General features: G+C 54.2%; 12 protein-coding genes and 2 pseudogenes. 4 read left to right on the top strand and 10 right to left on the bottom strand.

Annotation, left to right across the window (positions count from 1 at the left end; all coding sequences use genetic code 11):
* Positions 1–150: 150 nt before the first annotated feature.
* From ASD07_RS15730 to ASD07_RS31745, 4 genes and pseudogenes are all read right to left on the bottom strand, one after another.
* Positions 151–1155, bottom strand: a pseudogene (locus ASD07_RS15730) (IS3 family transposase); the annotation flags it as partial.
* A 104-nt stretch (positions 1156–1259) separates the two neighbouring features.
* A pseudogene (locus tag ASD07_RS15725) lies at positions 1260–1517 on the bottom strand (transposase); the annotation flags it as partial.
* Positions 1518–1896: 379 nt separating this feature from the next.
* Positions 1897–2052: a hypothetical protein gene (locus tag ASD07_RS30870; protein WP_156398026.1), complete on the bottom strand. Its 156-nt coding sequence runs from the start codon at positions 2050–2052 to the stop codon at positions 1897–1899.
* A gap of 324 nt (positions 2053–2376) precedes the next feature.
* Positions 2377–2517, bottom strand: a complete 141-nt coding sequence (locus ASD07_RS31745) for a hypothetical protein (protein WP_229207172.1) — start codon at positions 2515–2517, stop codon at positions 2377–2379.
* Here ASD07_RS31745 and ASD07_RS30215 point away from each other — a divergent pair.
* The gene (locus ASD07_RS30215) at positions 2484–2834 is read left to right on the top strand and encodes a DUF1003 domain-containing protein (RefSeq protein WP_229207171.1); all 351 of its coding nucleotides are present in this window, start codon (positions 2484–2486) and stop codon (positions 2832–2834) included. The genes ASD07_RS31745 and ASD07_RS30215 overlap by 34 nt on opposite strands.
* Positions 2835–2887: 53 nt before the next feature.
* Here the strand turns inward: ASD07_RS30215 and ASD07_RS30865 are convergent, their stop codons facing one another.
* Positions 2888–3397, bottom strand: coding sequence for a hypothetical protein (locus tag ASD07_RS30865; protein WP_156398025.1), 510 nt, complete (start codon positions 3395–3397; stop codon positions 2888–2890).
* Between the two features lie 366 nt (positions 3398–3763).
* On the opposite strand from ASD07_RS30865, the gene ASD07_RS15720 reads away from it, so the two are divergent.
* The 3 genes from ASD07_RS15720 (at position 3764) to ASD07_RS15710 (ending at position 7134) form a co-directional block, all read left to right on the top strand.
* A complete protein-coding gene (locus ASD07_RS15720) occupies positions 3764–3961 on the top strand; it encodes a hypothetical protein (protein ID WP_055932154.1) in 198 nt (65 codons plus the stop codon).
* 115 nt (positions 3962–4076) lie between these two features.
* Positions 4077–5756 carry a nucleotidyltransferase gene (locus ASD07_RS15715; RefSeq protein ID WP_200953809.1) on the top strand — a complete coding sequence of 560 codons (1680 nt, stop codon included), beginning with the start codon at positions 4077–4079 and terminating at the stop codon, positions 5754–5756.
* Positions 5757–6489: 733 nt separating this feature from the next.
* Positions 6490–7134 carry a PRTRC system ThiF family protein gene (locus ASD07_RS15710; protein ID WP_255357012.1) on the top strand — a complete coding sequence of 215 codons (645 nt, stop codon included), beginning with the start codon at positions 6490–6492 and terminating at the stop codon, positions 7132–7134.
* A 102-nt stretch (positions 7135–7236) separates the two neighbouring features.
* Here the strand turns inward: ASD07_RS15710 and ASD07_RS15705 are convergent, their stop codons facing one another.
* The 5 genes from ASD07_RS15705 to ASD07_RS15690 form a co-directional block, all read right to left on the bottom strand.
* Positions 7237–7473, bottom strand: a complete 237-nt coding sequence (locus ASD07_RS15705; RefSeq protein WP_055932149.1) for a hypothetical protein — start codon at positions 7471–7473, stop codon at positions 7237–7239.
* Between the two features lie 12 nt (positions 7474–7485).
* Complete coding sequence (locus ASD07_RS32210; RefSeq protein ID WP_082507360.1) at positions 7486–8631, bottom strand: RHS repeat-associated core domain-containing protein; 1146 nt, start codon at positions 8629–8631, stop codon at positions 7486–7488.
* On the bottom strand, positions 8628–10058 hold the full coding sequence (locus ASD07_RS15700) for an RHS repeat protein (RefSeq protein ID WP_055932145.1): 1431 nt from the start codon (positions 10056–10058) through the stop codon (positions 8628–8630). The genes ASD07_RS32210 and ASD07_RS15700 overlap by 4 nt, the downstream gene beginning before the upstream one ends.
* Complete coding sequence (locus tag ASD07_RS30860; RefSeq protein WP_156398024.1) at positions 10055–11035, bottom strand: RHS repeat protein; 981 nt, start codon at positions 11033–11035, stop codon at positions 10055–10057. The genes ASD07_RS15700 and ASD07_RS30860 overlap by 4 nt, the downstream gene beginning before the upstream one ends.
* A gap of 387 nt (positions 11036–11422) precedes the next feature.
* Positions 11423–11665, bottom strand: a 243-nt coding sequence (locus tag ASD07_RS15690; RefSeq protein WP_156398023.1) for a transposase domain-containing protein, incomplete at its 5' end; no start/stop codon positions are given.

Here is an 11665-nt window from a genome sequence, read left to right as displayed (position 1 = left end):
TGTGTCCATAATTGAATTTGTGGGCACAACTGCTGTGCCAAAATTCGATCATGGATGGGGGCGATTCCTACGTCCAGACGGTGCTGGCTTTACGCTTACTATCAAATTAGGCGACAACTAGCTTGAAAATTTCCGTTTTCTTGGACTGGTTTATGTTGTTAATCCCAAGCTTTCACGGTACTCGATTGGACTCAAATAGCCAAGCGAGTTCTTGATTCGCTTTTCGTTGTACCAGCGAATGTAATCATCAAGCGCCTCCACGAACTGAGTGATCGTCGTCGACCGCCAGTCCCTTGGATAGAACATCTCCGTCTTTAGCCTGCCGAAGAACCCTTCGCATTCCGCATTGTCAGGCGAGCACGCTTTGCGCGACATTGATCGGGTCAGCTTCGCATCAGCAATGCGCGATATCCAGCCTGGCCATCGATAATGACCGCCACGATCCGAATGGACAATCGGCTTATTATGGTTCTGGCTAACGGTCTCAATGGCCGCATCCAACATAGTGTTCACAAGCTCGGCGTCAGGACTCGTGCCAATCGACCAGCTGACGACCATGCCGTCAAAGCAGTCGATCATCGGCGACAGATACACCTTTCCGGCCGGGATATGGAACTCAGAGATATCGGTAAGCCACTTCTCGTTGGGGGCAGTCGCCTGGAAATCGCGATTGATGATGTTCTCAGGTGCAGCGCTGATCTCGCCAATATACGAGCGGTACCTGCGGCGCTTCCGCCTGGCCGCCACCAGGCATCCTTGCCTCATCAGGCGCCGCACAACTTTCTCGGAGATGAATACCCTGGAGACGTCCACCTTCGACGCAACGTCCTGTGCGCTTCCTTCGCGCGTACACAGTTCGTAGACCGCTGCACGCTTGGACGCCAATGACGCTGCTGGCTTGCCCACGTTGCGAGTAACGAATTTCCTGGAGTCCGGGTAGCGCTCGTCAACCCATTCTGCAAGCTTTTGACGAGAGGGATACCCCAGCTCTTGTCGAGTCAAGGCAATGCAGCGACCGTGATTGACATAATGCTCGATGGCGACGTTCTTCTGCTCCTCGGAGTACTTCGCCTTCGTGCGAACGTATTGCGCCTGAATTTCCCCAGTTTCCTCGAATTCCTCGCACCAAGCCTTGAGAGAATTCTTTGTCGGATAATCGGAAGGTTGATGCCACGCTTACCGGCCACTGACTCTGCGTGCCGTTAGTGTACGCTTCCCGAGTTTCTATTCATAAGGGCCACGGGCAGCCGTGTGGGGCGTTTTTTTAACAGAGCATTTTCCCGCTCTAGTCGTGCTACTTCTGCTCGCATCCGGGACAGTTCCATCTCCGCTGGTGCCACGGATTTTCCTGCACCTTTCAGTTTCCCGCCTTCCGCTGCCTTGACCCAGTTACGCAGCGTCTGGTCGCTGACGCCCAGCTCCTTGGCAGCCGCCGGAATCGATAGCCCGTCCAGCACGCGCTTGACGGCGAGCTCCTTGAACTCAGTTGTAAACGCTTGTTTCGGTATCTTGTTCATGCTCTTACTTCCTTTGGTACCGATAATTTTACGTCACCGCTGGAAGACTAAATTTCGGGGGAACCTCAGTTCTAGGGGCGACGTGGCCCGCCCAAGTAGGAAAGTACACGGTCAACGACATCCTGCGGTGCGCACCGAGAAAGCAGGTAGCGGTGGGCTTCCGCGCGACCAATAATGGTACGCAAGGTAACGCCATACTGTACGAGCTCAGTCATCCATACATCACGGCGGCGAGTTCCCGCAGGAGCGTTATTCATTGAATTTCACCTATTAAAAGTATTGCACATTGAAGGGCCATTACTATATATATCGTCGAATTGACGCAATCAAAAGCGTTACGTCATGAGGCCGGACTAAAGGTGAATGTCTCCATTCGCCCTCAGCGAGCGCCACGATGCCCCATTTTCCCGTCATCTTTATGACGGCCTGCGATTTCATTTTGGGTTGCTTTCTGCTGCTGTTTGTTGATGTCACCTGCTTTACCAGGGAACGCTTTGTGCGGCATTGGATCCTGGATTTTCTTTGTGCTGTTCATGATTTTCTCCGTCAAAATATTAGGACATAGTGCGTGCACTGGTCGACTGGCGTTGGAAAGCCAGGCCGGCAATGTCCTTGGCCGCGCTTCTGCGTCATGACTCAATTCAAGTGTACGCCTTAACAGGCTTGCGCGTCGGCGCAGTGATCGTCGATGCCAACCACGGTAGCGCGCTGAAAATTCCGATCACTAGTTGCGCATAGTGAGCGAATCAATTCCGGCCATTTTGGGAGGTCGCGTGAACTCATCTCCAACGTCAAACCTGTCTTCGGCAGGTCAGAATCACATGTCGATCATTTACGTTTTCATCGCCAGCACGAACACTTATCCAAGACGTTTGGCAGTGACTTGTTCGGGCTGAAAGCAGAAGCCTTTACTCGCTTCTTCGGTACCCCAGTTTTTCTTGGCGTGCAAACCATCATTGTCGCCAAGTGGATTGCAGCCAATTTTTTGGGGCTTGCTCATTTCGACGTCTACCCATTCACGTCTACCCATTCATCCTCTTGAATCTGACATTTAGTTTACAGGCGGCCTATGCTGCGCCGCTTATCTTACTTGCACAAACGCGCCAGGCTGCGCGGGACAAGGCGCACTCTGAAGCCGATGCCAAGCACCGTGAAGCGATCGCCGTTGCATCGAGCAAGCACTCCGCACAATCGTTGGAGCTTCTCCGTCAGAACACTGACGGAAATCACCAGGGCGATGGCGGAGCGAACGGAATCGAAACGTTGATGTCAGAAACCCACCGTCACCTTGTGCAGGATACGACGCGAAAAAACTGAGATTCACGAGTTGCGTCTTTACCGTTACCGCGTTCGGTTGTGGGGAGGCTGCTTCAGACTGAGTGCAACAATCGAATACCACCACGTGCCGGCGCTGGAAAAGTGGTTGGAGAGGCAATGCTCCTTCGGCGTGCGACGTCGAATAATACCCGCATGATGACTGGAGTTTTGACGGCATGGATTCGTAGAAGCGCTTCAGCGTAGAATCGATTGTGGACCCCCAACATCTCTATAGCCTGATCAATCGTTTCGGAGAGAGTGTTGTTTGTCCTCGGTACACGGAACTTTAGGACGGTTCCCAATCCTGCCGCAGCCAATTCTGTCGAATGTCCGGCAACTTGATCGCGGTTAGATGAGAGGCGTTCCAAGAATGCGCCTTGGCCATTGGAGTTCGAAGCGCGCCGTGGGCCATTTTGGGAGAGCACCCTCATCGCTACACTTTGTGGAACTGCATGCATTTGCAGGTGTTGCCATGCGAGTACGCATCCGGAAAATGCCTCCATTTCGATCGCTGCATCGACGGCCAAGGCCATGCCTTCGTCGGGTCGGGTGAAATCTTTCATATAGCCTCCGCTTCAGTGATTGCACTGCTGCGAACAGGAATAGATATAGTCAGAGCAGCCACTGACGATAGCATGAAGATACGCCATCTCCTAAACATATATATGGATCGATTTGGCGGCGTGATAGTCATGGTGATTGGCGAACGAACGTGGCCCAATAAATACGGCTCGTGCCCCCCCCATGTACAAGATCGCAGACTAAAGCTGAGATTCTTCTCCGTACCCTGTTCATATGGCGAAATTAATGACGATCAAGATCCTCGCTGGCCCGACTGGCGGCAACGTCTGACGGCGCGCGCTGCCGCCCCCCTACAGGGGAGCGGTTGTTGGTCTTTCCCCAAGACTGCTTTATCAAGGTGATCACGTATGACGTTGTTATCCATCAGCAGCCAGATCGCCGCCGGCCTGACGGTAATTAATGAGCTGTCCGCATTGGGCAGGCTGCTTCTGGGCATGCAGTTGCTGGTCGGCCGCTTCTTGGCGAGGCTTGCCTTTCCGCCGGTGTGGCATTGGCCTGCGGCTTTGGGTGGCGCCTGGCGGCGCAGGCGCCCTATCTGCGCATGATGAAGGGCGCTTTGACATTCGCGCCAGCTAAAATGGAGGTTTCCCCGCGCGCTGTCTTGCCATAAACAACTACTCCCGCTTCACGATCAACCGCCATTTGATCATCTTGATGCCCATGCAGCCGATCCTCGACTGGATCATGCGGGTCGATCCAAATCCGCCCAATATGACGCTCGGCCAACTGCGCCAGGAGCAGGATGCTTTTCTCGTCCACGATGCGCTAGATGGCCAAGAGGATGCCGAGAAATGGGTAGTCCCTACTCGCAAGGCAGAACTTCTTCTTCAGGCTTTGGCCGATTCCCTGGAGATTCCTGACGGCAAGTACGTGGCAGCGGAACGAAGCTATAAGTCCGTGGGAAGCTGGCTCGACCGAAAGGAGTCAGTCTTTGCAGGGAACAATGTTTCCGTTTATCCCCAAGGGTCCTTCCGCCTAGGCACGGTGATCCCGCCGCATGACAGAGATGGGCAGTACGACTTGGACGTGGTGTGCGAAATCTCGATGGACAAGCTGGAGTTGACGCAAAAGCAGCTCAAGGCAAAACTCGGCGAAGAGGTCAAGGCGTATGCCCGTGCGCATGGTATGGCCGAGCCCACCGAGGCCAGGCGGTGCTGGACTCTGAACTATGCGGACGGAGAACAGTTCCACATGGATATCCTGCCGGCTCTTCCTGACGGACTGCGTCAAAAGCTCAGAGCGATGGCTGCAGGACTCAAGGAGAGCAGCCTTGACCAATCTCTCGCGATTACGTGCATATACGACGAGAACTACGACAGGCGAACCAACGACTGGCCAGGAAGCAATCCCAAGGGATATTCGGATTGGTTCCGCGAGCAAATGAAGATTGTTTTCAATGCCCGCCGTGAGCGAATGCGCCTGTACGAAATGAGAGCCTCCGTGGAAGAAATTCCAGAGTACCGCGTGACGACGCCAATGCAATCGGCAATCAAAATACTGAAGCGGCACCGAGACATGCGCTTCACCGGCGACGAAGAGCTTAGCCCAATCTCAATCATCCTGACCACGCTGAGTGCCCTTGCGTATAACCAGGAGACCACAATCACCGGCGCGCTTTTTGGCATTCTCGAAAGGATGGCCTCGCACATTGAACAGCGTAATGGCGTGTATTGGATAGAGAATCCAGCCGATCCTCGTGAGAACTTCGCCGACAAGTGGCAGGAAACGCCTGCAAAGAAAGACGCATTCTATGAGTGGCTGGAGCTGGCGAAGGAAGACTTTGCGTTGGCTGCAAGCGCAAATGCAGAAGGCGACTTCATCGAAGCGATGGCTCCGCGCATGGGTCGTTCCCTCGTCGAGGGAGCAGTGAAGCGTGGCAGCCCCACAATCGGTCACTCTCTTGCCGCGAGTGCGACCAATTTTTCGAAGAAGATTCTCAAATTCCGAGATGCACCGCACCGCAAGCCAATGACCCTACCTCTGCTGACAGGCGCTAACGGCAATGTATCGCTGAGCCTCACGGTGAGCCGCAATGGGTACCGCCCAGATGCGAGGAGCAGCGATGGAGAATTTGTAACGCGCGGAAGCACCTTGACCTTTAATGCACGTACCACGATTCAGAAGCCTTTTAAGGTCTTCTGGCAGGTCGTGAACACTGGGGACGAAGCTCGTGTTGCCAGAGACCTTCGCGGTGGATTCGATGAAGGCATCGTGCAGTCGGGAGACCTCTCCCGAAATGAGACTGCACGCTACAGTGGTTCGCACAGCCTCGAATGCTTCATCGTGAAAGACGGCTACTGCGTCGCAAAGAGTGGCCAGTTCATCGTCAACATCAAATAACAGGAATTGCCAATGACGACAGCTTCGCCAACACTGCCATCCCACGCCGTATTTCCTGCCGTTTCGGTTTCGTATGGCGCAGATGATGCCGAACTTTCCAAGGTGCTCAGTGCGCCAGCAGGCTCCGCGGTAACTGTTATGGCGCGGGCCTACCGTTTCATCGTTGCGATTGAAATCGGTAGCGCCTGGTCTGCGCATTCGGGCGAACTCGGCACGTTCACATATAAGGAGCTCACCCGCTTGGCAAGTCAGGGAGCACTTCGAAAAGTGGACTGGCCCGACACTCTCGGTGACCGTCCTCCATCGTTACCTGTTTCCCAGTTTGCGCCCAGCAGCATGATGAGTAGAACAGAGCTCGCCTCATGGAACACCAATAGAAAGAGCTTGATGAAGCTCGGCCGAGGGCCAAATCTAAACAGCGCTGCAAAAGAGGAAGTACTAAAAGACGCCGCAAATGTCTGCATGTTCGAAGGCTGCGGGAAACGAGTAGATAAGATTGGCAAGTCCAGCCGCTCAGGGAATGTAGGCCAACTCGCACACATTGTAGGTGCGGACCCGCTGGGGCCTCGTGGACGTGAAGATTCGCACATGCTGGCCGACAAGGCGGAAAACGTTATGCTTGTTTGCTATGACCACCATCGCCTAGGATCGCCGAGTGGGAGGATGCCTTCTTCCGCTCCTACTTCACCCACCCCAACGTGCCAAAAAGGCTGGTGAACCATCCCGGTGGAGCATATGCCTTCTGGGCCGAAATGGTCGAACTGCCGCCAGTACTGTTACGGAGGCGAACGTGGGCCGCCAGCTGTATAGCCCAGCCGATATTGGCGGCAGCAAGGCGGCCATTACCATCACCCGGCTCAATCATTTTTATGGACTCGATTGGGAGGCGAGCATTTGCCGGATTGAGGATTTCTGGAGCCGCCTCGACTACCACCGGGGGCACGTGGCCGACATTCTCATCAGTTGCGTGGACACGCGCGCGGCCCGCCGCGCCATCCATGAGTATTTGTTTTCTGGAGACCGGTACCGGTACTGGCTCGACTTGGGCAATAACGAACAAGATGGGCAGGCCGTGTTAGGCGTCCCCGGCAGACCAAACGCGGGTCGCCGCGTCGAGAATGCCGAACGGATGCCGTGCGTTACGGAACTGTATCCTGAATTGTTGGACGCAGATCAACCGGAAGACAGCGCACCATCGTGTTCAGTGCGACTCTCGCTCGCAGCACAGGGGCTTTTCATCAACGACGTTATCGTCCGCCACGCAGCACACCTTCTGTACGAGCTGTTCTCGCGTGGGCAACTCTCCCAGCATGGCGTGGTGTGCAACCTCGATACCAAGCGTACAGTTCCAATCGCCATCCAGCGCGACCGCGAATAGCTGATCCTTATTTGGAGGTGATCGTCAATACCATGTGTCCGCGCGCCTCGTAGTCAGTGAGCCCAGTGTCGAAAAGGCGCTAATTGATCCAGGAATTATTTCTTACTTTGAGGTGGCGCGCGCAATTAATTCCAGGTCTTCCTCTGCCTCCTCGTAATGGATCAGCCCGAATTTTGGAAAGTTGACCATTACACCCCGCTTTAAATAGTCCCACTGTGCTTTCGGATAATCTGGCGCATATTCGTCTGTGTCGATGGAAAAGACAACCACTCCGCCAGAGTCATCACCCAGTTTTACTTTATCACCCAGTCTGACCTCTTGCCCATTTGAGTACTTCATTGTGCCCCCTCTTCAATTCGCGAATGGCTCAATTGGTATAGCATCCGGCGGCAACGCTGTAGGGGAAACTGCGCCGAGCGGTTGCCAGAAGCATCGGCAGTCTTTAGGACTTTGGTTTGCCTTATAGATATTGTAATGCGGGCCGATGATGCCGTGATGCGGTTTTCCATCTCTGGGAGTATCTAATGGGCGGTATGCGATGGTTCCCGTCGGCACCACTTTTCCACTGATCGTCCTGCATGGAGGACATGGATTATTCGGAGGGCATTCACGGTCTTTCGTTGTGTCCCCAGTCATCATTACTCCGACACCAATGAGCGTGGCGGCAGTTGTTACTCCAATTCCGATACCGCACCCGATTGGCCCGCCAAAGGGCAGGCCAATCGCGCAACCGGCCGCCTGCGCCTGCAGTCCATCTGAATCCGAGAAGGACAGTGGATTTCCGCCGACGTAAGCGTATGTGTTGATGCCGCCTTGCAACCCGATTGGATCGCTCTGCACAAACCGACCTATCTGGGGATCGTAATCCCTATGATAGTTGTAATGAAGGTTGGTTTCTTTATCGTAGTACTGCCCTGGGAACCGTGGGTTGTATGAGAAGACGCCATAGCCCGACGGATTCTCGTTAGGAGCATTCGCACCGAACGGTTCAGAGGAGTCGCCGCGCCATACAACTACACCAGCCGCGTTTGTGATCTCACGCGTAGTGTTGACTTGATCGGCGTATAAATAGTAGATCTGAGGGGCACCAGCTGCGATGGTAACCACGGTTGGCTGCGTAGTTGTTGCGGCGCCCTTGTTGTCAGTAGCTCGAACGGTGAGACTATAGGTACCAGCTGGTACATTCGACCAAGTGAAAGCGTAGGGCATCTGCGTCGTTGTTGCGAGCAAGCTCGTGCCGTTGAAGAACTCTACCTTGGAAATGATGCCATCATCGCTTGCAGTGGCGCTCAAGGAAATTGTTCCCGGGGCAGTTGCTGCAGTTACGGTTGCAGTCATCGCAACGTTTGGGGGTAAATTGCCGGCAGCATGGACGTTGATCATGGCACTGCTAAACAGCAGTATGGCCAGGAAGCGCATTAGCATGTTAGCGATCTCCAAATGTTGGGAATACGCCTCATCAGCGCATATTCCCATGTGTGCGGAAATGCGGCTCATTTGAAGGCCGCTAATGGTAAATCGCCCAAATAAACGTATTCCTGGGTTGTGCTCATGCCGGCCGCGGTAGTCACTTCAGCAATGAGCTTGCCTGATAGGTCGTAATGGAACACCGTCGTCGTTGTTGGTGTTACCTTGCGCACCCGCTGGCCTAAGCCATTAATCGTGTATTGCACCAAGCCTATGGCGGTATTGGCCGAGATCATGCGTCCACGTGCGTCATAGTTGAAAGTCGCGCTACCATTGTTTGTGATGCTGCCGGTTGCATCGCTTGAAATCGCCTGGGTGCCCTTTTTCGTCAGACGGTTACTGGTGGCGGCGTATGTGTAGGCAGTCTTGGAACCGTTATTGTTCTTTTGAAGCCGGTTGCCAACCGTGTCGTAGGCATAGCTGATCCCTGCCGTTGGACTGATCGCGTTGGTTAGACGGTCGAGAACGTCATATCCGTAACTCATGCCGCTGGCCGTGTTGCTGGCATCGGCAATTCCAGTAATGCGGCTGGCCGCGTCATAGTTCACTGACATCGTTTGCGCTGCTAGGCCAAAACTGGTCACTCGACCGTCAAGGTCGTATCCGCGCGTTATGGTGCGGCCATTGCCTAAGGTGATCGATTGCACTGGCCCGAACGGCTGGTATAGCACCTGACTCACCACCGACACTGTGCCGCCACCCGTATTGATTTGGGTAACGCGGCCAGCCGCATCGCGGCCGTAGTCGATAGTGCGCCCGCTCGGGTATGTCATGCCAGAGAGTCGGCCTGCCGCATCGTAGCGGTAGCCTGTTGTAGAAGTGACGCCCCCGATGATGCGGATTTCGGCCGTCACGTGTCCTTGGAGATCGTAACTGTAATTGATACTGCCGCTAGCATCTGTGATCCGGCTCAGGCAGCCGATGGCGTTTGCGCCCTGGTCGTATTGGTATGCGACGGTTGCGCCGTCGGCGTACGTGATCAAGGTTGGGCGGTTCAGCGCATCATACTTGTAGGTCGTTTTTTGCTGCTTGGCGTCCGTGATACTGGTGAGATTTCCCGCATCGTCGTAGGTACTATTTGTAACGCCGCTGTCTGCACTGGTGGTTTGGCTTAGATTGCCCAGACCATCGATCACATAACTGGTAACAACCATGCGCGCATCGGTCACCTGGGTCAACTGATTAGCGCCATCGTATCCGTATAGTGTTATGCCAGTATTGGTCGCGTCGGTCGAGCGAATGCGCCGCGACAATGCATCATATGCGAAAGTGGTCGCATGATTAAGCGGATCGCTAATTTTGGTTACGTTGCCCTGGCGGTCGTACTCAAACGAGGTAGTGGAATTTTGAACCTGTGCGATTGCAACAGCGGCAGTTGCACAAGTGACAACAGCAACGATGCTTCGTATTAAATTCGCATGGCATATCATGACTGGCCTCACATGTAGATTCGTCATTGCGATGCTCCCGTTACCTGCTGAAGCCTGTTCAACGGGTCAAAAGTTCTACTGACTTGCTTGCGGAGATTCCCACTGGAGTCCTTGACCTCTTCGCGGATTCGATTTCCCGCGTTGTCCAGTGTGTAGTGGATCGAGTTGCCAAGGCCATCTCTGATATCGGTTAGCCTATGCGCTGCATCGTAGGTGTACGAGATGAAGGCAGCATCTGGAGCGGTGACCTTAATGAGTTGCCCAACACCATCGTAGTCAAACGTTGTAGTCTGTGGGGCTGGTGTATCCGGGGCCAGCGTACGGCTTCTCATTCTCGATTGCGGATCGTAAGTGAATGCCGTGATATTGCCATTCGGGTCTTGCATCCTAGTGACTTTTCCCGACTTGTTGTACTCTAAATATTGGGTGACATGTCCCAATGCGTTCGTAACGGTCTGCAGATTCCCACTGGTATGGGTCGAAGTGGTGTCGGCATAGTACGCATAGGCGGTCGTCTCCATGCCGCCGCTCTCATTTGTCGGACCGTTGGACGTCAGCATCTGCCCGAATGCGTTGTAGGTGAAGCTCCATACCCTTGGGCGACCTATTAAGGCAGCGTTGAATCCTATTGCCCCATTGTTGTCACTGGTGGCCTGCTCGATTCGTTTGCATACGACGAGGATCGGTTTTCCGTCCGGAAGTGTCGTGGCAGGTGCACATGTCAGTATTTGACCGTTCGTGTCCGGCTGCCCGTTGTAGATATAGCTGGTAAGGCTTTTAGGAGCTGAACGCTTTACTACGACACGCTCATCTGGATGCCATTGCGTCAGTATCTTGCGCTGTATACCGGTAAGGCTATTTGGAGGCAAGTACGGGCAAGTTGAGGCAGCATCAAAACCTTCAACGCGACCAGTTTCCAGGTAACGCACTGTATCAAAGTAGTAGCACGTCTTATTCCCGTTGAAATCCAATGTCTCCGATAGATAACTGTCGTGGTAAGTCAAGGAGCTCGCGCCAGGCGTACATCCTGCTCCACCAGGTTGACTTATCGACGTTACGCGGGCAAAACCGAACAGATTCGTGATGTTGATAGTCCTCACGGTTCCAAGGTATGCGTCCAGCCATTCCACCTTCACAGCGGGTTTAGGACTGAGTAGAGTTCGGGAATGGCAACAACGAATCGATCTGACTGTTGGGGCACGTCGGGAGACGTTCCAACGNCTCGTTGACCGTCGAGCCGCTTTAATGTATGCGTCCAGCCATTCCACCTTCACAGCGGGTTTAGGACTGAGTAGAGTTCGGGAATGGCAACAACGAATCGATCTGACTGTTGGGGCACGTCGGGAGACGTTCCAACGTAAGCGTCCAACTCTGCCACCTAGGAAGCTCGATCAAGACTGCGTAGAGTTCGGGAATGGCAGCAACGAATCGATCTGGCTGTTAGGGCACGTCGGGAGACGTTCCAACACGCTGGCCAGCCAACGCAGCGGATCGAGGCCATTGAGTTTAGCGGTACCGAGCAAAGTTTGGATAGCAGCAGCGCGTCGGCCGGCGCGCTCTGATCCAGCGAACAGCCAGTTCTTTTTGCCAATGGCAATCGGGCGGATCGCGTTCTCGACGGCGTTATTGTCAAT

Origin of the sequence: Duganella sp. Root336D2, from assembly GCF_001425005.1 — a bacterium.
GTDB lineage: Bacteria > Pseudomonadota > Gammaproteobacteria > Burkholderiales > Burkholderiaceae_D > Rugamonas.
Note: the sequence above shows the minus strand (reverse complement) of the source record. Positions and strands in the feature narration are given on the sequence as shown.